This window comes from Devosia insulae DS-56 (assembly GCF_000970465.2).
Taxonomy (GTDB): Bacteria; Pseudomonadota; Alphaproteobacteria; order Rhizobiales; family Devosiaceae; genus Devosia_A; species Devosia_A insulae.
This window is the reverse complement of record NZ_LAJE02000339.1, coordinates 1-26010: the sequence shown is the minus strand read 5'-3', so window position 1 is coordinate 26010 and position 26010 is coordinate 1. Positions and strand designations below refer to the sequence as shown.

Sequence of the window (26010 nt, the reverse complement as noted above, 5' to 3'; positions counted from 1 at the left end):
GCCGACCTTGAAGGATCGGAGGGGTTGCATCCGGACCGACCGTCCGAGCAGTGGGTCCCGGCTTTCGCCGGGATGACGGCCGGTGGGTACCTGCGCTATCTCGCCTTGGCTCAGACCGTGTCGTCTTCGACGATCACCTTGCCGGTCGGGGCGACGTCCATGGCTTCGACCTTCTGCAGCAACTGCTCGATCTTTTCCACATTGGCGATGTGGCGGGTTTCCATCGAGAAGTTGAGCGTGATGTACTCGCGGCCCGGGCAGAAGGTGCAGATATTGGCGGCCGGATGCCAGGCGCCGCAATAGATCGGCTCCATCATGCCATGGGTCATCGGACCGTAGGTGCGGTGCGGCGGCACCAGGGTGAGCACAATGTGGATGCCGCCGTTGAAGCGCCAGAAGCGCTTGCCGGGCAGGAACGGCGCGATGCGGTTGAGGCCGCGCAGCGCCTTGAACATCGAGTTCATCATCACCTGGAACTTGGTGATGTCCTTCTTCTCGATCTTATCGATGGTGTCGTCGACCTTGCGGACATAGGCGACGAAATCGTCGATCACCTCGAACTTGGCCTCGAGGGCGCGGACGCGGAAGAAATCGTCATCGGCATCGTGGCGCTTGCCATCGAGCATGGTGTAGGCGGCGCCGATCACCTTTTTCGACATATGCCGGTCCTCGCCCTCGCCGTTGAGGGCGTGGGTGACGAGCGCGAACATCAGCGAGCGCTGGCGGACGCCGAGCTTGTTGGCGAGCAGCCGCAGCCGGTGGCGCTTCAGCGCCAGGGTCTTGAAGCCCCACGGTTTGTCGGGCGGGGCGAGGATGTTGGCGAGGGTCACGTACATGAAGGTCATGCCCCAGCCGCGCAGCGTGCCCTTGATGCGGGCGCCGAGCCCGACCTTGTTGGCCTTGTCGCTCATCACGCCATGGCCGGCGGAGGCGGAGCGGGTGAGCAGCGCCGAATCGGAGCCTTCGAGCAGCGCGTGGCTCGAGCGCACCTGGATCATCGAGGCGCGGCCCATCTCGTCGGGGCCGCCACGGCGGACCACGGCGGAGACGCGGAACAGCGGCAGGTCATCACGTGCGAAAATGTCAGGCGATTTCGACACCCACTTGTCGGGATAGCCGTCGAAGTCGTCGACTTCCTCGACATGGGTGATGGCATCGAGCAGATGCTTGGGGAACGGCTGGCCCGGGCGGGCGCCGACGAAACCGTGGCTCAGCTGCGGGGCCAGCGCCACCATGTCGGCGACCAGATTGCCCAGCGTTTCCTTGTCGAAATGCGACTTCGACGCGGCGGTGAAGAACACCGTGTCGCGCGCCTCGTAGAGGAACCACTGGAAATCGGTGAACAGCGCCTGCGGGTGCTTGTTGACGGCGGCAAGCGCCAGGTCGAGCACCTCGGCATCGTCGTTGGCGAAGCTGGACGAAGAGAAGCTCTTCATGGCGGATCCCCCTGTTTCCGTAAGGTTGATACTAGCGGACGCCGGAACCGGGTCAACGGAAAGGCATCGGGGCCGTTAATCCGGATCGAAACGGCCAGTTGGAGCGGAGTGACACGGCCGCGCTGAACCCATTCTGAACGGAGAATATCACAGTCGGATAAGCCAGATGCGACGAGTTGCGCACATCTGGTTGATTGGCAGAAGCGGCCCCATTGTTTAGGATGGTTCCAAGCTGGAGCGGCAAGCTGCAGCCCGGCCAATGACTTGTATAAGCCGCCGCGCGGCGAATTGACCTATGTCAATGCCAGGGTCCGGGGAATAGCTATTTCCTTGACCGGTGAGGTCGCCAGCAGGCGAAAGGCCTGCGCTACGAGAGTGGAATTATGGACTATCGCGGGTTTTTCGAGGACGCCGTCGACACCTTGCGGCAGGAAAAGCGCTATCGCGTTTTCGCCGATCTCGAACGCATCGCCGGGCGTTTTCCCCGGGCGATCTTCCGGGACAATGCCGACAACCAGCGCGAGATCACCATCTGGTGCTCGAACGATTATCTCGGCATGGGCCAGCACCCGGTCACCATCGCGGCCATGCAGGATACCGCGGGGCGACTCGGCGTCGGCGCCGGCGGCACCCGCAACATCTCCGGCACCAACCGGCCGCTGGTCGAGCTCGAGCGTTCGCTGGCTGACCTGCACCGCAAGGAAGCGGCGCTGGTGTTCACCTCGGGGTTCGTCTCGAACGAGGCGGCGATCTCGACCATCGCGCGGCTGCTCCCCGACTGCGTGATTTTCTCCGACCAGCTCAACCATGCCTCGATGATCCAGGGCGTGCGCCAGTCGGGCATGGAAAAGAAGATCTTCCGCCACAACGACGTGGCGCATCTGCGTGAACTCCTGGCATCGGTCGATCGCAAGCGCCCCAAGCTCATCGTCTTCGAGTCGGTCTACTCGATGGATGGCGACGTGGCGCCGATCGCCGAGATCTGCGACCTCGCCGAGGAATTCGGCGCGCTCACCTATATCGACGAAGTGCACGCAGTGGGCATGTACGGCCCGCGCGGCGGCGGCATTGCCGATCGCGAAGGCCTGATGGGCCGCATCGATATCATCGAGGGCACGCTCGCCAAGGGCTTTGGCGTGATGGGCGGCTATGTCGCCGCCAACCAGGCGATCATCGATGCGATCCGCTCCTATGCGCCGGAATTCATCTTCACCACTGCCCTGCCCCCGGCGCTCTGCGCCGCGGCGCGCGCTTCGATCGAGCACCTGAAGCTCTCCTCGGTGGAGCGCGAGGGACAGCAGCGCCAGGCGCAGCTGACCAAGGACATCCTCGGCGATGCCGGCCTGCCGGTACTGAAGACCGATACCCATATCGTGCCGGTGATCGTCGGCGACGCACGTCTCTGCAAGGCGGCGAGCGATATGCTGCTCGAAAAGCACAACATCTACATCCAGCCGATCAACTACCCCACCGTGCCCAAGGGCACGGAACGGCTGCGCATCACGCCGACGCCACTCCATACCGACGAGATGATCATCGAGCTGCGCCATGCGCTGGTCAGCGTGTGGGCCAGCCTCGAGCTGCCGCGCGAACGCCCCACCGCCAAGGTCAGCTCGAACAAGCTGATCAGCGGCGACCTGACGCTCACTGGCGCCGGCGGCTGAGGTTTCCTGCCCTCTCCCCTTGGGGGAGGCACCAGAGTCGCACCGCACTCGATGTCGGTGGGGTGGAGAGTCCGTGCTGTTGGCCGAGGGGTCACACCACAACCGCCGCGTGCCGGGGTGTTGGCTACAGCGATCGGGCGGCCGTCCGCGGCATCGAGCTTCAGCCGGATGGCGCGCCGCGCTCCACAGTGGCAAGCTTGTAAACCGCTGGATTGTGACAGCGTACCCGGCCAAGCTTGTCACCATGCAGCTCCGCCTTCATTCCCGCTATCAGAACTCCGCCGGCCAGCGCGTGCGGATCGTGCTCAACCTCAAGCGCATCGGCTACGAATACGTGCCGGTGCCGTCGGCCAGCTCACCCGAATATCGCGCCATCAACCCACAGGGGCTGATGCCGGCGCTGGAGATCGACGGACGCATCGTGGCGCAATCGCTGGCGATCATCGGCCTCCTGGAGGAGCTTTATCCCGATCCGCCGCTGCTGCCGGCCGATCCGCTCGATCGGGCTGAGGCGCGAGCCTTTGCACTGCTGATCGCGGCCGACGTGCACCCGATCAACAACAACCGGGTGCGCAAGTACCTTGCCGGCCCGATGGGCGCCAGCGAGGCGCAGGTCGACGGCTGGTACCGGCACTGGATCGCCACGGCGTTCGAGAGCCTCGAGACGGCGCTGGTTCGCCGTACCCGCACCACCCGCTATGGTTTCACTGAGACGCCCGGGCTCGCCGAGGCCTGCCTCGTGCCGCAGATGGCCAATGCCCGTCGTTTCGGCTGCGACCTCGCCCCCTATCCGCTGCTCGAAGCGCTGGATGCCTCGTGCCGCGACCTGCCCGAGTTCGTTGCGGCGCGGCCGGAGATGCAGGTGGACTATCCGGCGTAGCGATCCGCTGCACTGAAACAAGAAACGCACGCCAGCTGACCGGCGTGCGTTTCGACCGTCGAGCAGTGAGTTACTTCTGCGCCTTGATGGCGTCGCGGATTTCGGTGAGCAGCTTTTCTTCGGTGGTGGGGGCCGGCGGCGCGGCGGGGGCAGCGGCTTCCTGCTTGCGCAGGCGGTTGATGCCCTTGACCACGAGGAACAACACGAAGGCGATGATGGTGAATTTCACCACCGCATTGATGAACAGGCCGTAATTGAGCGTCGCCACGCCGGCGGCGCGGGCGGCAGCGACCGACGGCACCGGCACGTTGTTGGGGTTCGAGATGACGAGGAACAGGTTCGAGAAATCGATGCCGTTGAGGATCAGGCCGATGATCGGCATGAACAGATCGTCGACGACGGACGAGACGATGGCGCCGAACGCGGCGCCGATGATCACACCGATGGCCAGGTCGATAACATTGCCCTTCAAGGCAAAATCACGGAATTCCTTGAGCATGTAAGTCCCCTTGGTTGGCGGCGCCGACCGGCCTCCCCGTTCTCGGCAAATGACCCAAGCCGCGCCCTCGATTGAGTTTTTCCCGGTTTGGACGACAAAGCAACTCAACTATTGCGCCGGCCGGACGTCCGCTGTGGACGACGACGCGGCGCGTCTCTCGCACCCCCATTGAAGAAACGCCGATAACAGCCCCGACTTTGTGCGGCCTTGCGACGGCGAAGACCGGGGCAGATATTGGGGAGGGGGCACGGAATATGAGATGGTCGAGATACTGACCGAAACACAGGATTCGCTGCGACAGGCGATCGAGCACATCCCGCAGGGGGTGGCGGTGTTCGATCGCGACCTGCGGTTGGTCACCTGCAACGCCCGCTATGGCGAGCTGCTGGCAGTGCCACAGGAGCTGCTGCGGTCGGGCATACCGCTCTACGACATGGCGCTGTTCGTGGCGCGGCGCGGCGACCTTGGCGCCGGCGACGCGATCTCGCTTGCCGCGCAGCGCGTGCAGACACTGACCCAGTCGCATACCACGGTGAGCCAGCGGCTCGGCGCCAAGGGCCAGGTGCTGGAGTTCCACTCGGCGCGCCTGCCCGATGGCGGGCTGGTGATCAGCTTTGCCGACGTCACGGCGCGGGTGGATGCCGAGACCGAACTCGCCAGCATCAACCAGTCCCTCGAAGGCCGGGTCGAGGAGCGTACCGCGGCGCTGATCCGGGTGAACTCCGAGCTTGAAGTGGCGCGAGCCAAGGCGGATGCCGCCAACCGCGACAAGACGCGCTTCTTCGCCGCCGCCAGCCACGACCTCCTGCAGCCGCTGAACGCGGCGCGGCTCTATACCTCGACGCTGGTGGAGCGCGCCGGCGGCACCGGCCTCGACGAGCTGGCGCATTCGATCGAAGCCTCGCTCACTGCGGTGGAAGAGATCATGGCGGCGCTGCTCGATATCTCGCGCATCGATGCCGGCGCGGTGAAGCCGGCGGCGACGCCGTTCCAGGTGCGTGACCTGCTCAAGAAAGTCGATGTCGAGTTTGCCCCGCTGGCGCTGAAGAAGGAGATCGACCTGAGGCTGGTCGATACCTCGCTCGCCGTGGTGGGCGACCGGGCGCTGACGGCCCGCGTCATCCAGAACCTTGTGTCCAACGCCATCAAATATACCCGCCCCGGCGGCCGGGTGCTGGTCGGCGCCCGGCTGCGCGGCACGCGGGTGCGCTTCGACGTGATCGATACCGGTATCGGCTTCAACAAGGATCAGCATGCGCTGATCTTTGCCGAGTTCAGCCGGCTGGAGCATGGCGCGCGCATGGCGCAGGGGCTGGGCCTCGGGCTGTCGATCGTCAAACGCCTGGTGACGGCACTGGGTCTGACGATGGAGCTAGAAAGCAAGGAAGCGCGCGGTTCGCGGTTTTCGCTCTACCTGCCCTACCACCGTTCGCTGAAGGTGATGCCCGAGGAGGGCCCGGCGCGCGAACCAACCTCCAACCTCAACGGCTTGCGTATCCTCTGCGTCGATAACGAGCGCGCCATTCTCGATGCGATGGAAGGGCTGCTCGGCGGCTGGGGCTGCGATGTGCGCTCGGCCCGCTCGCTCAAGGATATCGACAAGGACGGATTGCTGCTGGGCTGGCTGCCCGACCTGGTGCTGATGGACTACCACCTCGACCAGACCTCCGGCCTCGATGCCATCGAATGGTTGCGCCACAATGTCGGCGGCCACCTCCCGGCTGCCCTGGTCACCGCCGACCGCAGCCCGGCGGTGCGGGCGCTGGCCGAGGATCGCGGCATCACCGTGGTGACCAAGCCGGTGAAGCCGGCGGCTTTGCGGGCGACGATCAGCCAGCTGGCGGGGCAACGGGGGCGGAAGCGGGTGGAGGCCTAGCGCTCTCAGACGCTGATGACGCTGGCCTGGTTACCAACACATGGGTCAGAATACCACAGGGCGACATGTCAAATCATACGACCGGCGGCGTTCGATGACGGTATGAGCGCCGCGCTTCGATCGCGTCCACAAATGCGACACGAGCAGGCCGGACGTTGGTCATCGTGGCCAATGTCCGGCGCTCCGGCCGGTACAGCCGGTTCCTCCGGTTTCGTCTGCTAGGCCATAGTGGCCGACGGCAGGTAGACGGCGTGCACCATTCCCGAGCCGAGCTGCTGCAAATCCCCGAGCTCCAAGCGCGAGGCATATCCTGCAGGAAACAGCCGGGTGCCGCGCCCCAGCACGGTCGGGTAGATCAGCATATGCACCTGATCTACCAAGCCGAGCGGCAGCAGTGAGTGCACCAGCCCGGCGCTGCCATAGACCAGGATATCGCCATCGCCCGCGCTCTTCAGCCGGCGGACTGCGGCGGCGACGTCGCTGGAAAGGATAGTGGTGTTACTCCACGTCGCCTCACGCATCGTCGTTGAGGCGACATATTTCGGCATGCCGTTGAGCCGCCTGGCGAAGCCGGCGGGGTCATCGAGGGTCGGCCAGACCGCGGCGAAGCCTTCGTAGGTGGTGCGCCCCATCAGCGCGATATCGGCTGCCCACAGCTCCCGGCGCATGATCTCGTCGCCTTGGGGACCGCGACTGTAGGGGCCAACCCAGTTGCCCAGACCGGAGTTCTCCATGCCGACAGGATCCTGCACCACCCCATCGAGCGAGATATAGACGCTCACCACCAGCTTGCGTGCCATTGGGTTTCCTCTCGTTCAGGTTTCCGCTGCTATCCATAGGACGATCAGCGCAGCGGCGGGACGCCAGCCGCTGCCAAAACGAGTGCGAATTCTGCCAATGTGGCCGCCGGACCGCCAACGGCGGCCGGAACAACAACCAGGTCGCTCAGGCGCCCGACAGCAACTCGTCGAACTGGCCTTCCTCGATCTTCGATGCCGCGATCACCGCCTGGGTGCGGCTGTCGACGTCGAGTTTCTGCAGGATCGCTGAGACGTGGGCCTTGACCGTCGCCTCGGAAATCGAGAGCTCGTAGGCGATCTGCTTGTTCATCAGACCGTCACTGAGCATCATCAGCACGCGCACCTGCTGCGGGGTGAGCGTAGCGAGCCGGCGCATCAGCGCCGACTGGTTGTCCTCGGCGGGGAACTCCATGCCTTCGGGGACGAACACCTCGCCCGACAGCACGGTCTCGATGGCGCGGCGGATATCAGCCGGGCCGACGGATTTGTGCAGGTACCCCGAGGCGCCGAGCTCGAAGGCGCGGCGGATGATGCCGCCGTCCTCGACGGCGGTGACGATCATGACAGGGATTTCGGGATACTGGGCACGCAGCAGCAACAGGCCTGAAAAGCCGCGCACACCCGGCATATTGAGATCGAGCAGCACCAGGTCGCACTCGCGATCGGCCTCGAGCGCGGCGCTGAGGGCGCTGAGATCGCCCGCCTCTTCCACCGAAATCGACGGGTCGCCGCCGGCCAGCGTCTGGCGCAGCGCGGCGCGGAACAGCGGGTGGTCGTCGACAATGATGATGCGGCGGGTGGTCATCTTACGCGTGCACTCCTGGGCGCCCTACCTAGCAAGCAGCTTACCGCTTTTGTATCCCACTTAAGACTGCCGTGGGGACAGAGATTTCTCCGCTCGCCTTGTCCACAGCTCCGTTGCGCCGATTCGCAAAATGCGATTGAGCTTAACGCGATCTTTACCATGTTTTCCCAAGAGTAACCGGATTGCTCATGGCCCGAACTGGGTCTGAGGTGTTCCGTTTCAGGTGCTTGGGATCGACCGATGGCCCGCGCGACTTCCACGTTCCAGACGCAAGACTACGGCCAACCGGGTTCCGGCGAATGGCAGGAGCTGCGCGGCGAACTGGTGGCGCTGCTGGACCAGGTCGAGACGCAAGTCGCCCGCACCGCAAGGCCCGAGCCGAGCTACCAGGGCCTCGCCGAACGGATGCGCGACCTGCGCCACCAGGTGACCGAGGCGGAGCCCGATACCCGCCATCGCGAAGCGCTGCGCTCGGTGCAGCGGGCCATCGACAAGTTTTCCGACCGCGACGAACCGGCGCCCCCGGCCAACCCACGCGACACGCTCGAATCGGCGATCCAGCAGATTCGCTCGCGCCATTTCGGCGCGCCGCCCGCCCCTGCTCCGCAGCTGCCGCAGCAGCAACTGCCGCCGCAGAGCGCGCCGCAGTTCGACGAGCTGGCCGAAGCGGTCGGCGGCATTTCCACCCGCCTCGAGCGGCTCGAAGGCGAATTGAGGGTGCAGGCCAAGGGCCAGACCGCCAATGTACGCGAGATCGCCGAGCAGGTCGGCCAGCTCAGCCATGTGGTGGAACTGCTGGCCGGCGCAGTAGGCGAGACCGGGCAGGTGAAGCGGCTCGAGGGCCATATTGCCGGGCTCGCCAAGCTGATCGCCGATGGCCCCAAGGTCGACATGACGGCGCTGAACCAGCGACTCGACGATGTGTCGCTGACCGTCGGCAAGCTTGCCGAGCTGCAGAAGCACTATGCCGACCGCTCCGACATGAGCGGCATGACGGCGCGGCTCGATGACGTCAGCGCCACCGTGGGCCGGCTCGCCGACCTGCAGGTGCAGTATGCCAACCGGGTCGAGAACCCCAAGGACGGCCTCAAGGAGGCGATGGGCGCCATCGAGGATGGCATCCGCAATATCTACGACCGGGTCGATGCGATCGAGCGCACCATGGCGATGCCGCCGGCCGAGCTCGAAAAGATCACCGAGGAACTGGGGCGCGTGGCGCAGGCGATGAAATCGCCACAGCAGCCGCAGGGGCTGATCGAGCTGATCGATGCGCTGAACGTCAGGATCTCCGACATCGAGGGACGGAGCGCCCAGGTCGGCGAGCTGAAGCTCGATATGTTAGCGCTGCGCAACACCGTGCTCGGAGCACTGGAGCCGCGCTTTTCGGCGCTGGAACAGCAACTCGAGGTGCTGAACGACAAGGTCGACGACCGGTCGTCCGAAGTCAGCATCAGCCAGCTCGAAGCGCAGGTTCGCCAACTGGTGGCGCGCATGGACCAGACCGGCGAGCAGCTCACTGGCCTCGCCAAGCTCTATGCGGCGCCGGCTCCGGCTGAAGCGCCGGATTTCGACCAGCTTGCCGACCTGGTGGCGGCGCGTACCTCGGACGCCATGCGGCAGCTCGACAAGCCGACGCAGACCGGCCGCGACGAGGCCGGGTATGCCGAGATCGAAAAGCGCGTCAGTCAGGCGATGAAGGCAGCCGCCAAGGAGAAGCCGGCCGCCGAAACAGTGGCGCTCGACGCTACCATCCGCGAAGTGAACGAGCGGCTGAAGCGGCTCGAGACCTCACTGGAGGCCAAGGCCGCCGCCCTGGTTGCCGCCGCTGCTCCCGCTAGCTTCGTCAAGCTGCCCGAGGCACCAGCTCCCAGGCTCGAAATGCCGAAGCCGGAGAGCAAGCCGTTGGCTGCGGCGCCCGCGCCGGTGGCAGCGGCCAGCGCGCCCGTGGTCAGCGAGCCGCTCAACCCGATTGCGCCGCTCTTCGACAACCTGTCGTTCGAGGATGAGCTGCCGTCGCGGCCGCAGCGGGTCGACCTGGGCGACAGCATGCCTGCCGACCCCAGCGTCGATGCGCCGCTGCTCGACAAGCCGTTCGGCGACGATCCCAACCCGCTGCGCACGGCACTGGAAGTGAAGAACGGGCCGCGGAAGCGCCCGGCTGAGCCGAACACCGAACTGCCGCCCGCACCGGTGCCCTCGCTCGACCTGATGGACGAACCCGAAAAGCCGGTGTTCGACCCGAGCCTCGCCGAGCGTCCGCCGCAGCCGAAATCCACCCTCGACCTGCCGGTTGAAGAGGTGTTCGTCGCGAGCCCGAAGGCCGAACTGCGTCCGGCTGCCGCCGTGGACGACGAGCCGCCGATGCCCAACCGTAACACCTTCATCGAGGCACATCGCCGTGCTGCCCGCCAGGCGGCAGCGGGCAAGGCCGAACCGGTGTCGGCTGCCGGTGGCTCGCTGATCGGCAAGGCGTTCGCACGCTTCCAGGCGAACCGCGCCGAGGCGCCCGCCGTCGATGCCGCTCCGGCAGTGACGATACCGGTGAAGCCGGCCGTGGAAAAGAGCAAGCCGGTGAAGGCGGCAAAGCTCGCCAAGGCCCAGGACACCAAGCCCGCCAAGCCGGTCGGGGGCGAGGCCGCCAAAAGCGGCCTGCCGTTCGCCGGCTTGTTCAAGAGCAAGGCGACGCGCCAGCTGGCGGGCGACAAGGAGCCGGTGAGCCAGTGGCAGCCGGATGAGCCGGCGCCACGCGTGCTGCCGGCGGCGCCCGAGCCGAGCCTCGTGGCGCTCGGCGCCGAAGAAACCAGCCCCGCTGCGGACGACGCCAAGCCGAAGCAGAGCTTCCTGCTCCGCCACAAGCAGCCGATCCTTTTGGCCGCGAGCGTCGTGGCACTCGCCTGTCTCACCATCAACCTGATCAACCAGCGGATGAAGCCGTCCGAGGCCGAAGCGCCGGCGCCGACCGCCCAGGCGACGCAGGATGTCGGCGACGTGGCCCTCGCTCCGGTGCCGCTTGCCCAGCAGGGTTTCGCGGCACAGCCCGGCAAGGCGACGCCGCGGGTGATCCCGACGCTCGACAAGCTGACCACCGCCTCGATCGGCGGCGCCACGCCGCAGAAGTTCGTCGCCTCGGCCGAAGCCCCGAAAATGCCGCAGGCCTTCGAAGCGGCGACCGCCGTGGCCGAGCAGACTCCCGCCGGGGTTGCCAGCCTCAGCGACAAGATCGAACCGCTGGTCGACGCGATGGAAAGCCCGGTCAAGGTCGACCGCCCGCCGGCGTCGGTCGGCCCCGAGCCGCTGCTCGCTGCTGCCGGCAATGGCGATGCGCGGGCGCAGTTCGAAGTGGCGGCGATCTACACTGAAGGCCGCGCCGTGCCGGAGGACCTGAAGGCCGCCGCGATGTGGTACGAGCGCGCCGCCGGTCAGGGCTTTGCTCCGGCGCAATATCGGCTCGGCAACCTCTACGAGAACGGCCGCGGCGTGGAGAAAGACCTCGCCCAGGCGCGGCTCTGGTACCAGCAGGCCGCTGAGGCGGGTAACCGCATGGCGATGCACAACCTGGCCGCGCTCTATGCCGGCGGCGGGCTCGGCACGCAGCAGTTCGATGCGGCCGCCAAGTGGTTCGAGGAAGCGGCCAGCCGCGGCATGAAGGACAGCCAGTTCAACCTCGGCATGCTGTACGCGCGCGGGCTGGGGGTGAAGCAGGACCTCGCCGCCTCGTTCAAATGGTTCAGCCTCGCCGCCGGCAAGGGCGACAAGGATGCGGCCAAGTCACGCGATGATATCGCTGCCTCGCTCGATGCGGCGACGGTGCAGAAGGTGACCGCCGACGTCGCGGCCTTCCAGCCGCAGCCGATCGATTTCGTCGCCAACTTCGCGCCGATCGGCACCTGGAGCGACAAGTTCGACCCGGGCGCCCCGATCACCAACCTCAAGGTGGTGAAGGGCGTACAGCTGGCGCTGCGCCAGCTCGGCTTCGACATCGGTACCCCCGACGGCATGGCCGGCCCCAAGACCGCCGAAGCGATCAAGAGCTTTGAGCGCTCGACCGGGATGAGCGAAAGCGGCGAAATCAACCCACGGCTGCTGGCGGTGCTGGGCAGCCAGCCGGTCTAGGCTGCATAGGGCCACCCTTCTGCGCGGGCGCGACAAGTCTGTCGTGCTACTGCGCCGGCGGCGGGGAAAAGCTGGCCAGATAGGCAATGACGTTGGCGACGTCCTCGGGCTTGCGCAGCCCGGTGAAAGCCATATTCGAGCCGTTGACCACGCTGCGCGGCTTGGTGATGAACTTGGTCAAGGTCTCGACATCCCAGACCACACCGGCCTGCGCCGCCTCGAGCATGGCGTCCGAATACTTGAACCCCTCGATGGAGGCGGCGGGCCGGCCGATCAGGTTGTCGAGCGGCGGGCCATTGCTGGCCCCGGCTCCACCCACCGAATGGCAGCCGGTGCAGCGGAAATCGAATGCCTCTTTGCCTAGCGCCACATCCCCCTCTGCCAATGCCCCTCCGGCGCTCAGCATGAGTGCAGTAAACGCGACTGCGGTCCGGACCATCTCACGACCTCCCTGATTGGCCTCACGACCGAAATCAGCTCTCGGTTCGACGAGGCATCGCCAGGAAGGTTATCGCAACACGGCACTCTCCCCAAGCTCCCGACACTGGCGGTCGCTTTGCCGTTGGCACCAGGCAGGCGTGGCTATCCGGCGACCCTGATCGACAGCTCCACATCCCAGAGCAGCTTTCGAGGCTCGACACGATAGTCGGTCAGATAGGCCTCGTAGCGGCATGCGTAGGATTCCGACAGGTGCGGATCGATCGGCTCGAAGACGGTTCCCGTGTCGCGGCCCCATTGCATGAGCGCCTGATTGCCGCGCAGACCGTTGCCCCGGTAAATGAGCGAGGCGTACTTGCCTCCAGGGAGCAGGCCGCCCTTGATTTGGGGATGGTCGAGCGGCGCCGCTCCAGTGATGAAACCGGCCTCGATTTCCATGATGTCCCGCATGTCGCAATGATAGTAGCGGAGGAAATACGGCCCCTCCTCGAGGCCGTTGGCCTTGCTCCAGGCTCGCAAGTCCTTGAGCGCCCGCGTGGCGACCGCGAACATCCCTGGGAACGGGGTGTTCAGCCGGATTCCCACATAAGGACGATCGGGCTTCTCGATGATCGTGACCGGACCGATGACGGTTTCTGCCTTCATGCCCCTCTCCATGCGCGCGCACTCAAGAATTCGCATCCTTGAGCTTGATCGAGACGGTAGTTCGACTCGACGCCGAGCCTTTGTCGTCTTCTGGGTCCGTGTGATAGATTTCTGCCCGGTTCGCGAACCACTCGCCGCTACGCTCAGGCCGTGCGTCGAAGCTATGGCCATGCTCCCGAGCCCACATGATGAGCAGGCCGTTGACCTCCATCAGGTCGTCATAGGGGCCAAGATAGGTCACCTCGGCATATCGTCCGGACGGCAGTATGCCGCTCACGAAATCCCCCTCCGCCGGCATCAGGCGCTCAACCGGCACGCCGAACTCCATGTCGATCAGAGGCATGGCGACCAGATTGTGCTTGAAAAACACTGGGCCGGTGGGAACGACGTTTCGAGCGTGGAGACACGACCGCAGCGTCGCCATGATGCCGGGAATTTCCGCTTCGAACGGCAGGGTGACGGTGCGCTTGAGGGCGAAATAGGGTACCTCCGGGCGATCAACGATCCTGGGCAGCGTCAGCATGTCGATGTCCTTGGCTCAGATCTGTCACGGGTTGCAACGCGGTGCGGCGCCTTGCCACCGCCCGGTTGGCGACGAGGCTCACGATCATTGCTTGAGCTTGACCCAGATCTCCACGGTTCCGAGCCCGGTCGATGGTTCGAAGTCCGGCCCGTAGTACTCGACAAAACTGAACCACCGGGTGTCCGGCTCACGTCCTAGTGCAGGAATGCCGCTTTCGAATACGGCCGCACAGGTCGCGCGGATACCCGAGATGTGCCCTTCATGCCTGAACTGGGCATAGGTTCCGGCAGGCAGCATCATTTCAGTGAGGCCGGGCAAGAGATCACGGCCTTTTGGCAACGGCGCCGCCGCGAAGTAGTCGAAGCCGTCGCTACCCTCCGGCATCGGCCCGATGACGCCGAACGCGGGGGGAGGTCCATCCACTCGCATCTCGGGCAGGTAGGGTCCGAACCGCTGCCAGAGGTGTGGGATGGTATCCATCGTCCTGAAGGTGAAATGGTTGCTGAGGCCGGCGATGCGCTGGGCCCGCCGATCGTGCACGGCCGGCGGCGCGAGCTTCACCTTTTCGGGCGAGTCCATGCTCAGAGGCTCCACGAGATCGAGCGTGTCGAGCGAGCGCCTCCGCCGTAACTCCTCGGGTGTCAGCCCGAATTGGTCGCGGAAGGCGCGGGTGAATGCCTCGTGCGACCCATACCCCGCATCGAGCGCCACATTGAGAATGTCTGGTGCGCCATTGGCGAGTTCTTTCGCCGCCTCTGTGAGGCGCCTGCCGCGAATGTAAGTCGAGAGTTGGTGGCCGGTCAGTATCGGAAAGGTGCGCGAAAGGTGCGAGCGCGAAACACCTGCGTGGTCCGCCATCGCCTCAAGCGAAAGCTCGTTGTCCCGGAAGCGGGTCTCGACGAACCAGACGGTCTTGAGCACTGCAGACATGGGCACTCCCAGCATGAGACCCTACTCTAGGCCATACCTCGACCTGGGGCTTGATCTGCGTTGAGGTAGCGAACGCCCGACGTCCCGCTCAGGCAAGAAGTCCGCTTCGAGCCGAAGCGGACTTTGGACAACCGGTCCCAACTGGTTTGTCGTCGGGACCGGTGGGCTCGCCATTCAAGCCGCCAGCCGCAAGGCGGGGCGCTTGTCGGTGGCGTGTTCGACGGCCCAGTTGAGCGCCAGGTCGGCGACGGCTTCCCAACCCTTGTCCATCAGCGTCCAGTGCGAACGATCGTCGAAGATCTTGAGCTCGGTGGTTGAAGCCGCCTTCTTTTGCTGGCGGTAGATGGCGTCGGTCATCGAGGCATCGGCGATCAGGTCCTTGCCACCACCGATGAGGAGCAGGGGGGCGCGGTTCTGCCCGGCCCAGTCGATCAGCATCGGGTTGATCACGCCATCCCAGTAGACCTTGCCGGCGGTCGGGATGACGTAGCGGTCGTACTTGGCTGCCGGATTGGGTTCGGTCTGGGCAAAACGCGTCGAGAAGAACTTCAGCGACATGGTCTTGGCCTTACGCCACGAGAACAGATCGCCGAGCACCGGCAGGGCCGAGACGATGGCCTGGGGTCCAAGCGGCACACCGGGAGTGGGAGCGGGGTTGATCGCTGCGCCGGAGACGCCGAGCCCACGAGCCAGCAACTGCTGCACGATAACGCCGCCGAACGAGTGGCCGATCAGGATCGGCTGTTCTGGCAGGGCGCGGATGATCCTGTCGAAGTGGTCGACGATCTCGCGCTGGCCGATCTTCGCCAGTTCCGGGGCCGGGTTGGCCCGCAGCGCCGAGGGGGCACGATCGTCGAACGGCCAGTCGGGGGTGAGCACGGTGTAGCCCTTGGCTTCGTAGCGGGCCTTGACGTTTTCCCAGCTGAGGCTGTTGAGCCAGGCGCCGTGGATCAGAACGATGGTCTTGGTCATTTTGGGTCTCCTTGGTTGGGCGAACCCTTGTCCGCCGCGATGTGATGACCCTAAGCTCGGCCCGGAGCGGCGACGATTGCCGCAACTGACATAGTCGGGGCCAGAAGTGACAAAGACGATGGATGCGCTGAGACACACCGAAATCGGCCTCTTGCTCTACCCCGGTTGCGCCATGGCGTCGGTGCACGGGCTCACCGATGCATTCCAGGTCGCCAATGACTATGCGCGCCAGCATGGCGGCGCCGACCGCATCCGCACCAGCCACTGGCGCGTGGGCGAGGCCGGCTTCGAGCGCAGCTATGACAGCGCCCCCGGTACGCCCGGGCAACCCGAATACATCGTCATTCCCGGCCGGCTGGCCGATCCGCTGACCGCGGCAGAGGCAGCCGATTTCGTCGGCTGGTTACGCCAGCGCCACGATACCGGCGCAACTATCGCTTCGATCTGCGGTGGCGCCTTCATGCTCGGGCATGCCGGGCTGCTGTCGGGCCGGCGCGCGACGACGCATTGGCTCTATGCCGAAGCCTTCGGCACGGCGTTCCCGGACGTCGAGGTCACCGCCGGCGACATCATCGTCGAGGATGGCGATATCATCACCGCCGGGGGCATGCTGGCCTGGACCGATCTGGGGCTGCGCCTGGTTCACCGCGTGCTCGGCCCGACAGTGATGGCCGATACAGCAAAGTTCCTGCTGGTCGATCCGGCTGGACGCGAGCAGCGTCACTACCAGACTTTCGCACCGCGCCTGTCGCACGGTGACGACGCGGTGCTGAAGGTGCAGCACTGGCTGCAGGCGCATCGCAGCGAGGAGATCAACGTCCCGGACCTCGCCGATCGGGCCGGGCTCGAGACGCGCACCTTCCTCCGCCGCTTCCAGAAAGCCACCGGCCTCAGGCCGACCGAGTATGTGCAGGCGCTCAGGATCGCACTGGCCCGGGAGCGGCTGGAGTTCAGCCGCGACACAGTCGAGCGCATCGCCTGGAACGTCGGCTACAAGGACCCCTCCGCCTTCCGGCGGGTCTTCCTCAAGGTCACCGGCCTCTCGGCCAGCGCCTATCGTGACCGCTTCGGCGCTGCCGCCGCCTAGAACATTGCACCGTTTCTTTGAATCGGTGCAATGCTCTAAGTCTTTGATTTGGTCGCGCTTTCGAACCGGAAAAGTCTGCAACTTTTCCTGAAAGCGCTCCAGCGCCCGCGCCTTTTAGTGCGGGCCGGCGGGGAGATCCTGGGTGGTGCCGCAGGGGCCGCCATCCATGTTGACCGCGATGTCCTGCTTCTCGCCGTCGAAGCTCAGGGCCTCGTAATAGTGGCTCATCTCCACAGTGCTGGCCGGCACGTAGTGGAAAATCAGCGAGCGGCGGAAGCGATCGGCGCTGGTGTTCGGGGTCGAGCCGTGAATGACGCTGCCGTTGAAGAACAACACGTCACCGGCCTTCAGTTCCATCATCTGCGGCTTGAGGCCCGGCGGCGGCTCGACGTGCTCCGTGGTAAAGAACAGCGTCGGGTCGGCCTTTTCGGGGCAGGCAATGTCGAGGCTGGCAGTCTGGGGCACACACATCATGCCGCCATTGCCGGCATCTGCATCGTCCACCGCGACCCAGGCGGCCATACAGGTGCCGGGCTTCACCCGGAGATAGAAATTATCCTGGTGCAGATCCTGTCCGCGGGCGCCGGGCGGCTTGAAGTAGAACATCGACTGGCAGGCGAACGGATCTTCGCCGAACAGATCAGCGAGGATCGGCTGAAGCCTCGGATCGCGCATGTAGCGCAAGGCGAGTGGGCCCACCGATTTATCCATATGCTTGTGCGGATGCATCATCCTGGGATAGCGCGCCAGCGGGTCGCTTGCGGCGGCCGGTGCCCCGGCACGGGCCTTGGGCACATCGGAGAGGCCCGGCACCGGTCCATCCTGAGCCAGCGTCATGAAAGTCTCGCGGATCTCATCGATCTCAGCGCGGCTGAACAGCCCGCGCATCGCCAGAAAGCCATCACGCTCGAACTGCTGCTTCTGCTTGGTCGACAGTGCCATTGGACTTCCTCCTGTTGCGAGCAAGCTAACGCACGAGGCCGCGGAGCAACATGGAACATTGGGTCGGTCGCATGTAATATCCTGCTATGGTTGGCCCATGAAGTTCGCACACACCCCTGTTTTCCGGCTACTTGCGGGGCACTACCACGAAACATCCGGCTACCGGGTGCTTCGACCCGAAGGGGTCGGAGACTGGCTGCTGATCCATACGATCGCCGGTGCCGGGCGCTTTGGTCACGCCGGCGGAGAGCTGATCTCCGGCCCCGGCGACTGGGTGCTGATCCGGCCGGGGACGCTGCACGATTATGCGGTTGCGCCGGCCGCGGCGGGCTGGGAGCTGCTCTGGGTGCACTTCCATCCGCGCGCCCATTGGCTGGAATGGCTCGATTGGCCAGCCATTGCACCCGGCCTGATGCTGTTGCGGCCCGGTAAACCGAAGGCCGCCGAGCGCTTTCATGAGGTGCATCGGCTGCTGCATGGCGACCTCAGACAGCGCGAGGCTTTCGCCATGCAGGCGCTGGAGGGTCTGCTGCTCGAATGCGACATGACGAACCCGCTTGCCGCCACGCCGCATTACGACGCGCGGGTGCGCCGGGCGATCGACTATCTGGACGGCAATCTCGCCCGCAAGGTTTTGCTCGACGACGTCGCCGCGGCGGTCGGTCTCTCGAGCTCGCGGCTGGCGCATCTGTTCGCCGCCGAGACCGGCCAAAGCGTGCAGCGCTACCTCGAAATGCGCCGCATGCAACGGGCGAGCGAGCTCTTATCGCGCACCGGCTTCTCAGTGCAGCAGATCGCCGAAACCGTGGGGTTCGAAAGCCAGTTCTATTTCAGTCAGCGCTTCAAGCGCTGGACCAAGCAAAGCCCCTTGGCGTTCCGCCAATCTCTGCGTCCCGCGAGCCCGCGATCGCGTTGACAGGCGCCCGGGTGAGGGCTAGCTTCCCCTCGCCCGCGCAACAGAGGAGGCGTTCCGATGAGAGACATTGTGAGAACCGCCTTCCGTCGCGCTGCCGCGTAACTTCCGCACACTCGGAATTCCGGCTGGCGCCTTCATGGCCCTGATCCAAGGAATTCCATCTTGCTCGAACAATACGGCTGGAGCGATGCGCTCAAGCAACAATTTACCCCCCATGCGGCCGCGGGTCTGATCCCGGCTCGGATCATCGTGCAGCAGCGTGGTCACTATGACATCGTGACTGACATCGGCGAACTGACGGCCACGCTGGCCGGCAAGCTTGCGCATGACGCTGAGGACGGGGCGCTTCCGGTCACCGGCGACTGGGTCGCGGTCCAGGCGCGGCCGACCGAGCGGAGCGCCAGCATCCAGCATGTGCTGCCCCGTAGCAGCACATTCATGCGCCGGGCCAGCGGCCCGGGTGCGGCGCGCGCCCAACTGGTCGCCGTCAATGTCGATGTCGCCTTGCTCGCCGCCTCGATGAACGCCGATCTCAATGCGCGCCGGATCGAGCGCTATCTGGCCACCGCCTGGGAGAGCGGGGCCGACCCGGTCGTCGTTCTGACCAAGGCCGATATGTGCAGCGACGCCGAGACACGCCTCAGCGAGATCGAAGCGGTGGCGATGGGTGTGCCGGTGTTGGCCGTCTCGGCAGTGACCGGGGCCGGGCTCGAGGCCTTGCGGGGCTATCTCAAGCCCGGACAAACGGCCGTGTTGCTCGGCAGTTCGGGCGTCGGCAAATCGACGTTGGTCAACGCCCTGGCCGGCCGGGAGCAGATGGCCACCCAGGCGATCCGTGAGGACGACGCCCGTGGCCGCCACACCACCTCGCACCGGGAACTGGTGCTGCTGCCCAGCGGTGCGTTGATCCTCGATACGCCAGGGATGCGCGAACTCGGGCTGTGGGAGGCCGGCGACGGCATGTCCACCGCCTTTGCCGATATCGAGGCGCTGGCCGCGCAATGCCGCTTCCGTGACTGTGGCCATGACGGCGAGCCCGGCTGCGCCATCGCCGCGGCGCTCACAACCGGCGCGCTCGATGCCGCCCGCTGGCGGGCTTACGGCAAGCTGCAACGCGAGCTGAACTTCCATACCGGCAAGGAGGACCCCAAGGCGCAAGCCGAAAGCCGCAAGGTTCGGATAAAGCGTAACAAGCAGCACCGCGCCGATATGAAGTTCCGCAAGCGGCTCGAATGAGTTGGCCGGGACGCGCAACGGCTTAAGTCCCATATTCCCGACCCACCCGGTAGGCTAACCTAGCCTTTGGATTTTGCTGCTAATGCTCGGTGGCATTTCGCGAAAAACCGTCGCATTTCCGTCGCGGCCTCACGCTAGAGCCTCGGGAATGCCCTAGTGCTATTGGACGCCCCACGTGCAGGTCTATCTGCCGATCGCCGAGCTTTCGATGAACCTGTTCTTCCTCGTGGGGATCGGGGGCGCGGTCGGGTTCCTGTCGGGACTGTTCGGGGTGGGCGGCGGGTTCCTGTTGACGCCGCTGCTGATCTTTTCCGGCGTCCCCTCCTCAGTCGCGGTGGCCTCGGTGACCGGCCAGGTGGTGGCCGCTTCCACCTCCGGCGCGCTCAGTTACTACCGGCGCGGGCAGATCGACCTGCATATGGCGCTGTATCTGGTGCTGTCGGGCGTGCTCGGGGCGTTCGGTGGCGTTGCGACCTTCCAGGTGCTGCGCGCCGCCGGCCAGCTCGACCTTGTCATTTCGCTCGGCTTTTTGATTCTCCTCGGCTTCGTCGGCACGCTGATGCTGATCGAGGCGGCGCGCGCCATCATGAAGCGGCGCGCCGGGATCGTGGTGCGGGAAAAACTGCCCAACCAGCACAACTGGTTCCACGGCCTGCCGTGGCGGGTGCGGTTCAAGAAATCGCGGCTCTATATATCGGTGATCCCGGTGCTGGCGCTGGGCGTCGCTATCGGCTTTGTCGGTTCGCTGCTGGGCATCGGCGGTGGCTTCATCCTGGTGCCGGCGCTGGTCTACATTCTGCGCATGCCCGGCAACATGGTGATCGGCACCTCGCTGCTGCAGGTGGTGGCGATGATGGCGGCGACCACCATCCTCCATGCCGTGTCCAGCCAGAGCGTCGATATTCTGCTCGCCTTCTGCCTGATGGTGGGCGGCACGGTCGGAGCGCAGTTCGGCGCCTCGGCTGGCAAGTACCTGCGCGGCGAACAGCTGCGCGCCCTGCTCGCGATCCTCGTTCTCGCCGTCGCCATCCGCTTCGGCATCAGCCTGGTGATGACACCGGGCGACGTCTATTCGACCGCCGTGATCGGCGCGTCGGGGGTGATCTGATGCGCCGGCTGCTGCTCGCGCTGGCCATGGTGCTCGCGGCTTCGCCGGCATGGGCGGAGCGGCTGGTGACGCAGGTGAGCCAGGATGAGGTGTCGATCACCTCGAGCTTTGCCGGCCAGACGCTGACCCTGTTCGGCGCGATCGAGCCGGAGGTAGGGGCCGAGCAGCGCTTCGTCGAAGGCCCCTATCACGTCATCATCACCGTCACCGGCCCATTGCAGAACCGGGTGGCTCGACGCAAGACCAACCAGTTCGGCATCTGGCTCAACACCTCGCAGGCAGAGTTCGAGCGTTTCCCGTCGTTCTACCAGGTGCTGAGCGACGCGCCGCTGAGCAATATCACCGACCCGATCACGCTGGCGGAAAAGGAAATCCCGCTCGAGAACCAGGCGCGCTATACCGCCAAGGCCGGCTGGTGGGACGCCACGGTGTTCGGTGGCGAGCTCACCCGGCTGATGCAGCAGAAGGGCATGTTCAAGCTCAACGAGAACGGCGTGGTGTTCCGGTCGGACACCTTCTATTTCGCGCAGGTGGCGCTCCCCTCCGACGCGCCGCCCGGGCCTTATCTGGCGCACACCTACCTGATCAAGGACGGCCAGGTGATCGCCGAAAAGTCCGACGGCTTCTCGGTCAGAAAGATCGGCTTCGAGCGTTTCCTCGGCCAATCGGCGCGCACCCAGCCTTTGCTCTACGGCCTCGTCTGCGTGGCGCTGGCGCTGTTCACCGGCTGGCTCGGCGGCGTGGTGTTCAAGCGGTAGGGGCTGTCCCGACGGAGGCAACTCCCTCCCTTCTCCCCTCAGGGGAGAAGGTGGCCGAAGGCCGGTTGAGGGGTGAAGCGGGGCAGCGAGCGCTCGTTGAGAAGCTGAACCCCTCACCCAAGTTCCGCTACGGACCTGACGGTCCTAGCTGCACTACCCTCTCCTAGGGTGCGCAATAGCGCGCCCGTGGGCGAGGGGTCGCTGCTGCCTCGGCCCGCGGATTCTTGGAGAGCCTAGTTCTCGATCTTGATGTCGCTGCCGCTGCTGGCTTCCTGGTCCACCTCGGCCGGGTTGCCATAGATGCTGAGGTCCGAGCCCGACGAGGCATTGGCCTTGATCGACTTCGAAGCATAGACCTCGAGGTCGGAGCCGCTGGACGCATTGGCATCCATGGTGGCGCAGAGCAGGTCCTCGGCGTCGAGGTCGGAGCCCGACGAGGCGTTGGCCTTGCCGTCGACGCAGCTGCCCTCGATCTTGAGCCCAGCGCCGGAGGAGGCGTCGAGCTCGACCAATTTGCCCACCACGCCGCTGAGCGACAGATCAGCGCCGCTAGATGCCCCAAATTCCAGTGTGTCGCCGGTGACGCCGGCGGCGACGACATCGGAGCCGGCACTGGCTTCGATCTTCTTGAGCGCCGGCGCGGTGATGGTGAGCTTGATCTGCTCGCGGTCGCCGAAGCTGAAGATGTCGAAGAAGCTCCAGTCGTAATAGGCCTTCAGCGTGTTGCCTTCGACCTTGAGCTGCAGGTCGTCGAGCAGCCGCTTGTCCTTGGCCTCAACGGTGATCGACTGGGTGCCGCCAACCGTGACGATGGCGTCGATCCCAGACGAAATATCGAGCGCGGTGAAGGCCGGCAGATCGACGGTGCGGCTCTCCGCCAGAGCCGGCGCAGCGAGGAGCAACAGGGCCGCAGAGGCGGCAGCGAGTTTCACGATCCCATGCATGTCGAGGTGTCCCGTTCGTTTGAGGCTGACACGTGGGTGGTGTGTTACATGCCGATCAAGGGTTCGGGACCGGAATATTTTCGGGCACGTACCTGAAGCCGGCTGGCTCAGTACATATCGTAACCCGGCACCAGCCGCTTCGGGCTCACCGGGTACACCCGGCCCCGGCCGATCATCGCCACTTCGAGGGTCGGCCAGTGCAGCAGCCCGACGAAGGCCGGGCTCAGAATGTTGAGGCTGCCGGTGGCGGAGCCGTAGGCGGGCAGCACCATCAGCCGGCCATCATGGACGAAGCAGGGGCGGCGGATGGAGCGGCCGTTCATCGCCACATGCGCGGCGGGGTGGAGGTGACCGGCGACGACGCCCTGCCCTGCCCCGGGCTGGTGCGTCAGGGTCAAGCCGGCGCGGGAAAGACCGGTGACGCAAATGCCGCCGAGGCTGTGCGGGGCGGGATCGTGGTTGCCGGAGATCCAGGTCCAGCGGGCCTTTCCCATCAGGGTGGCGAGCCGCAGGCGATCTGCCGGCTGCAGCGTCGAGGTGCCCTCGTCGCGGTGAAAACTGTCACCCAGCGCGATGACTTCAGTGGCGCCGGTCGCGGCGAGATCGGCTTCGAGGCGGCGGAGCGTCAGCCCGGTATCATAGGGCGGCAGCAGGGTGCCGCGTCTGGCGAAGGACGACAGCTTTTCGAGATGCAGGTCGGCAACCAGCAACACACCCTCGGCGGCCCACCACAGGGCGCCCGAGGGCAGCGGCTCAAAACTGTGACCGGCGAAATGCAGGTGCACGGGGTCGCCTCTGTCGTCGATCGGGGCAGTGCGCGCCGCCCAGGCTGAAGTCAATTCGCCCGCTTCCTTGCTTCACTTGATGCAGGGCTGACGCCCATGGCTTCGGCGATCAGCTCCTCGGCCGCTTCGGCCATGGTGCTTTCGCGGGCCTCGCCGACCACCGGAACCTTTCCGATATCGAGCAATACCGGTACCGCCAATGGCGAGATTCGGTCGAGCGGCTTGTGCACGATGTGACGCTTGATGCGGGCGAGCATGTGGCCGAGCCGCTCGATATCGAGCAGCCCGCGGGCTGCGTCGCGCCGGGTGGCCTGGATCAGGATGTGGTCCGGCTCGTGCTGGTACAGCACATCGTAGATGATGTCGGAGGAGACGGTGATCTGCCGCCCGGTCTTTTCCTTCTGGCCGGGGTGCCGGCGCTCGATCAGCCCGGCGATGATGGCGCAGTTGCGGAAGGTGCGGCGCATCAGCTGGCTCTCGTCGAGCCAGGCTTCGAGATCATCGCCCAGCATGTCCTCGTCGAACAGCTCGTCGAGCGACAGCCGGTCGGTGCGGATCAGCGCCGAGAAATCACCCAAACCCCAGACGGCGAGCGAGTAATCGGAAGCGACGAAGCCGAGCGGCCGGGCCCGGGCCCGCTCCAGCCGGCGGGTCAACAGCATCCCCAGCGTCTGGTGCGCCAGCCGCCCCTCGAACGGGTAGCAGACGAGATAGTTCTGCGCGCCGCGCGGAAAGGTCTCGACCAGCAGGCTATCGGCGGCCGGCAGGATCGAGGCCTCCTGCTGCAGGCGCAGCCAGTCGCTCACCTGATCAGGCAACAAGTGCCACTGGTCCGGATGGGCGAGGAGTTTTCGTACGCCATCGGCAAGGAAGGTGGAGAGCGGGAACTTGCCGCCCATGTAGGAGGGGATTTTCGGGTCCTTGCCCTGGGAGCGCGACACATAGGCCTCGCTCTCGAACATCCCCTCATAGGCGACGATCTCGGAGCCGAAGAGGAAGGTGTCACCCTTGGTGAGGGTGGTGAAGAAGTACTCCTCCATCTCGCCCAGTACCCGGCCGAAGCGGCCGATCGGGCCGGTGGTGGCGCCCTTGGTGAAGCCACGCCCCTTGACCAGCCGCACCTTCACCATCGGCTCCTCGACGATGGTGCCGATATTGAGCCGGTATTGCTGCGCCACCTGCGGGTTGGAGATGCGGAACTTGCCGTCACCGGTCTGCCGCAGCTTGGCGTAGCGTTCGTAGGCGCGCAGTGCATAGCCGCCGGTGGCGACAAAATCGACGGTGCGCTCGAACTGCTCCCAGCTGAGCTCGCGATAGGGCCAGGCGCGGCGGATTTCGGCGTGCAGCGCCACCGGATCGAAGGCGTCGGCGCAGGCCATGCCAAGAATGTGCTGCGCCAGCACGTCGAGGCCGCCCGACACCGGATCCTCGCTGTCCTGGTGATTGTGCTCGACGGCTTCCAGCGCCGCCTCGCACTCCAGCACCTCGAAGCGGTTGGAGGGGACGAACAGCGCCTTACTCGGCTCATCCAGCCGGTGGTTGGCGCGGCCGATGCGCTGCAGCATGCGGGAGGAGCCCTTGGGGGCGCCGACCTGCACCACGAGATCGACATCGCCCCAGTCGATGCCGAGGTCGAGGGTCGAGGTGCAGACCACTGCCCTGAGCCGGCCTTCCGACATCGCTGCCTCGACCTTGCGCCGTTGCTCCACCGCCAGCGAGCCGTGATGCATGGCGATGGGCAGCATGTCCTCGTTGGCCTGCCATAGCTCCTGGAACAGCATTTCGGCCTGGCTGCGGGTGTTGACGAACAACAGCGTCGTCTTGTGCTCCTTGATGGTGCGGTAGAGATCGGGGATGGCATAGAGCGAGGAGTGTCCCGCCCAGGGGATCACCTGCTCCGACTTCAGGATTTCGATATGTGGCTTGGCGCCGCCCTGCCCCATCAGCAGCCGCGCCTCGGCGCCGGGCACCGGGCTGGCGATCCAGTCGCGCAACAGGTCCGGGCGGGCGACGGTGGCGCTGAGGGCGGTGATCCTGAGCTGTGGCGCGATGGAGCCGAGCCGCGCGACGCCGAGCGACATCAGCTCGCCGCGCTTGTTGGTGACCATGGCGTGCAGCTCGTCGAGCACGACGCGGCGGAGCGAGCCGAACAGCTTGGTGGAGTCCGGGTGGCTCAGCAGCAGCGCCAACTGTTCTGGCGTGGTCAGGAGGATCTGCGGCGGATCGAAGCGCTGCCGCTGCCGCCGGTGCGACGGCGTATCGCCAGTACGGGCCTCGACCCGGATGCCAAGACCCATCTCGCTGATCGGCGTCGTCAGGTTGCGCTGCACGTCGACCGCCAGCGCTTTGAGCGGCGAGAGATAGAGCGTGTGCAGCCCCGGCCGCGGGTTCTCGATCAGGTCGTTGATGGTGGGCAGGAACCCGGCCAGCGTCTTGCCGGCGCCGGTGGGGGCGATCAGCAGCGCCGAATCGCCGGCTTCCGTCGCCTCCAGCACTGCCAGCTGATGCGCACGCGGCGCCCAGCCCTTGCCGGCGAACCAGTCGGTGATCTCTGAACGGAGGGGCAAGGGGTGTTCCCGGTTTGTGCCTAGTATGGGGGGAGGCGGTGGAAGGGGCAAGAGGCGAGGACTGAGCGTGGGCACTTCCTCCCATC

22 protein-coding genes are annotated in these 26010 nt (G+C 65.6%); 9 read left to right on the top strand and 13 right to left on the bottom strand.

Annotated features, from left to right (window positions below):
• Positions 1 to 110 precede the first annotated feature (110 nt).
• A complete protein-coding gene (locus VW23_RS22175; RefSeq protein WP_069911674.1) occupies positions 111 to 1436 on the bottom strand; it encodes a hypothetical protein in 1326 nt (441 codons plus the stop codon).
• A gap of 383 nt (positions 1437 to 1819) precedes the next feature.
• Here VW23_RS22175 and hemA point away from each other — a divergent pair, with 383 nt between their 5' ends.
• The gene (hemA, locus tag VW23_RS22170) at positions 1820 to 3100 is read left to right on the top strand and encodes a 5-aminolevulinate synthase (protein WP_069911673.1); all 1281 of its coding nucleotides are present in this window, start codon (positions 1820 to 1822) and stop codon (positions 3098 to 3100) included.
• A 244-nt stretch (positions 3101 to 3344) separates the two neighbouring features.
• On the top strand, positions 3345 to 3980 hold the full coding sequence (gene maiA / locus VW23_RS22165; RefSeq protein WP_069911672.1) for a maleylacetoacetate isomerase: 636 nt from the start codon (positions 3345 to 3347) through the stop codon (positions 3978 to 3980).
• A gap of 70 nt (positions 3981 to 4050) precedes the next feature.
• Here maiA and mscL read toward each other — a convergent pair whose 3' ends face one another.
• Positions 4051 to 4479, bottom strand: coding sequence for a large conductance mechanosensitive channel protein MscL (gene mscL / locus VW23_RS22160; protein WP_069911671.1), 429 nt, complete (start codon positions 4477 to 4479; stop codon positions 4051 to 4053).
• A 259-nt stretch (positions 4480 to 4738) separates the two neighbouring features.
• Here mscL and VW23_RS22155 point away from each other — a divergent pair, with 259 nt between their 5' ends.
• Positions 4739 to 6355, top strand: coding sequence for a hybrid sensor histidine kinase/response regulator (locus VW23_RS22155; RefSeq protein WP_069911670.1), 1617 nt, complete (start codon positions 4739 to 4741; stop codon positions 6353 to 6355).
• Between the two features lie 218 nt (positions 6356 to 6573).
• On the opposite strand, the gene VW23_RS22150 is transcribed toward VW23_RS22155, so the two are convergent.
• Together VW23_RS22150 and VW23_RS22145 are read right to left on the bottom strand one after the other, a co-directional pair.
• Positions 6574 to 7155: a dihydrofolate reductase family protein gene (locus VW23_RS22150; protein ID WP_069911669.1), complete on the bottom strand. Its 582-nt coding sequence runs from the start codon at positions 7153 to 7155 to the stop codon at positions 6574 to 6576.
• Positions 7156 to 7300: 145 nt separating this feature from the next.
• Positions 7301 to 7960 carry a response regulator gene (locus VW23_RS22145; RefSeq protein ID WP_069911668.1) on the bottom strand — a complete coding sequence of 220 codons (660 nt, stop codon included), beginning with the start codon at positions 7958 to 7960 and terminating at the stop codon, positions 7301 to 7303.
• A gap of 240 nt (positions 7961 to 8200) precedes the next feature.
• On the opposite strand from VW23_RS22145, the gene VW23_RS22140 reads away from it, so the two are divergent.
• The gene (locus tag VW23_RS22140) at positions 8201 to 12073 is read left to right on the top strand and encodes an SEL1-like repeat protein (RefSeq protein ID WP_069911667.1); all 3873 of its coding nucleotides are present in this window, start codon (positions 8201 to 8203) and stop codon (positions 12071 to 12073) included.
• Positions 12074 to 12119: 46 nt separating this feature from the next.
• On the opposite strand, the gene VW23_RS22135 is transcribed toward VW23_RS22140, so the two are convergent.
• The 5 genes from VW23_RS22135 to VW23_RS22115 all read right to left on the bottom strand — a co-directional run bounded on the left by VW23_RS22135 (position 12120) and on the right by VW23_RS22115 (position 15581).
• Positions 12120 to 12512 (bottom strand): c-type cytochrome, encoded by a 393-nt coding sequence (locus VW23_RS22135; RefSeq protein WP_069911666.1) that lies wholly within the window; start codon positions 12510 to 12512, stop codon positions 12120 to 12122.
• Between the two features lie 143 nt (positions 12513 to 12655).
• Positions 12656 to 13156 (bottom strand): GyrI-like domain-containing protein, encoded by a 501-nt coding sequence (locus VW23_RS22130; protein WP_069911665.1) that lies wholly within the window; start codon positions 13154 to 13156, stop codon positions 12656 to 12658.
• A 22-nt stretch (positions 13157 to 13178) separates the two neighbouring features.
• Positions 13179 to 13679: a GyrI-like domain-containing protein gene (locus VW23_RS22125; RefSeq protein WP_069911664.1), complete on the bottom strand. Its 501-nt coding sequence runs from the start codon at positions 13677 to 13679 to the stop codon at positions 13179 to 13181.
• An 84-nt stretch (positions 13680 to 13763) separates the two neighbouring features.
• Positions 13764 to 14609, bottom strand: a complete 846-nt coding sequence (locus VW23_RS22120) for a helix-turn-helix domain-containing protein (RefSeq protein ID WP_069911663.1) — start codon at positions 14607 to 14609, stop codon at positions 13764 to 13766.
• Positions 14610 to 14783: 174 nt separating this feature from the next.
• Entirely contained in the window at positions 14784 to 15581 is a 798-nt protein-coding gene (locus tag VW23_RS22115) for an alpha/beta hydrolase (protein WP_069911662.1), read from the bottom strand.
• Positions 15582 to 15699: 118 nt separating this feature from the next.
• Here VW23_RS22115 and VW23_RS22110 point away from each other — a divergent pair, with 118 nt between their 5' ends.
• The gene (locus VW23_RS22110) at positions 15700 to 16668 is read left to right on the top strand and encodes a GlxA family transcriptional regulator (protein WP_069911661.1); all 969 of its coding nucleotides are present in this window, start codon (positions 15700 to 15702) and stop codon (positions 16666 to 16668) included.
• A gap of 114 nt (positions 16669 to 16782) precedes the next feature.
• Here the strand turns inward: VW23_RS22110 and VW23_RS22105 are convergent, their stop codons facing one another.
• Positions 16783 to 17610, bottom strand: coding sequence for a phytanoyl-CoA dioxygenase family protein (locus VW23_RS22105; protein ID WP_069911660.1), 828 nt, complete (start codon positions 17608 to 17610; stop codon positions 16783 to 16785).
• 97 nt (positions 17611 to 17707) lie between these two features.
• Between VW23_RS22105 and VW23_RS28685 the strand changes: the two genes are divergently transcribed.
• The 4 genes from VW23_RS28685 to VW23_RS22085 all read left to right on the top strand — a co-directional run bounded on the left by VW23_RS28685 (position 17708) and on the right by VW23_RS22085 (position 21628).
• On the top strand, positions 17708 to 18526 hold the full coding sequence (locus VW23_RS28685; protein WP_069911659.1) for a helix-turn-helix domain-containing protein: 819 nt from the start codon (positions 17708 to 17710) through the stop codon (positions 18524 to 18526).
• 162 nt (positions 18527 to 18688) lie between these two features.
• The gene (rsgA, locus tag VW23_RS22095) at positions 18689 to 19762 is read left to right on the top strand and encodes a ribosome small subunit-dependent GTPase A (RefSeq protein WP_069911658.1); all 1074 of its coding nucleotides are present in this window, start codon (positions 18689 to 18691) and stop codon (positions 19760 to 19762) included.
• Between the two features lie 175 nt (positions 19763 to 19937).
• Positions 19938 to 20870: a sulfite exporter TauE/SafE family protein gene (locus VW23_RS22090; protein ID WP_069911657.1), complete on the top strand. Its 933-nt coding sequence runs from the start codon at positions 19938 to 19940 to the stop codon at positions 20868 to 20870.
• A complete protein-coding gene (locus VW23_RS22085; protein WP_069911656.1) occupies positions 20870 to 21628 on the top strand; it encodes a TIGR02186 family protein in 759 nt (252 codons plus the stop codon). The genes VW23_RS22090 and VW23_RS22085 overlap by 1 nt, the downstream gene beginning before the upstream one ends.
• Before the next feature lie 233 nt (positions 21629 to 21861).
• Here the strand turns inward: VW23_RS22085 and VW23_RS22080 are convergent, their stop codons facing one another.
• The 3 genes from VW23_RS22080 to VW23_RS22070 form a co-directional block, all read right to left on the bottom strand.
• Positions 21862 to 22572: a head GIN domain-containing protein gene (locus VW23_RS22080; protein WP_069911655.1), complete on the bottom strand. Its 711-nt coding sequence runs from the start codon at positions 22570 to 22572 to the stop codon at positions 21862 to 21864.
• A 107-nt stretch (positions 22573 to 22679) separates the two neighbouring features.
• Complete coding sequence (gene pdeM / locus VW23_RS22075) at positions 22680 to 23411, bottom strand: ligase-associated DNA damage response endonuclease PdeM (protein WP_069911654.1); 732 nt, start codon at positions 23409 to 23411, stop codon at positions 22680 to 22682.
• Positions 23408 to 25951, bottom strand: coding sequence for a ligase-associated DNA damage response DEXH box helicase (locus VW23_RS22070; RefSeq protein ID WP_069911683.1), 2544 nt, complete (start codon positions 25949 to 25951; stop codon positions 23408 to 23410). The genes pdeM and VW23_RS22070 overlap by 4 nt, the downstream gene beginning before the upstream one ends.
• Between the last annotated feature and the right edge of the window lie 59 nt (positions 25952 to 26010).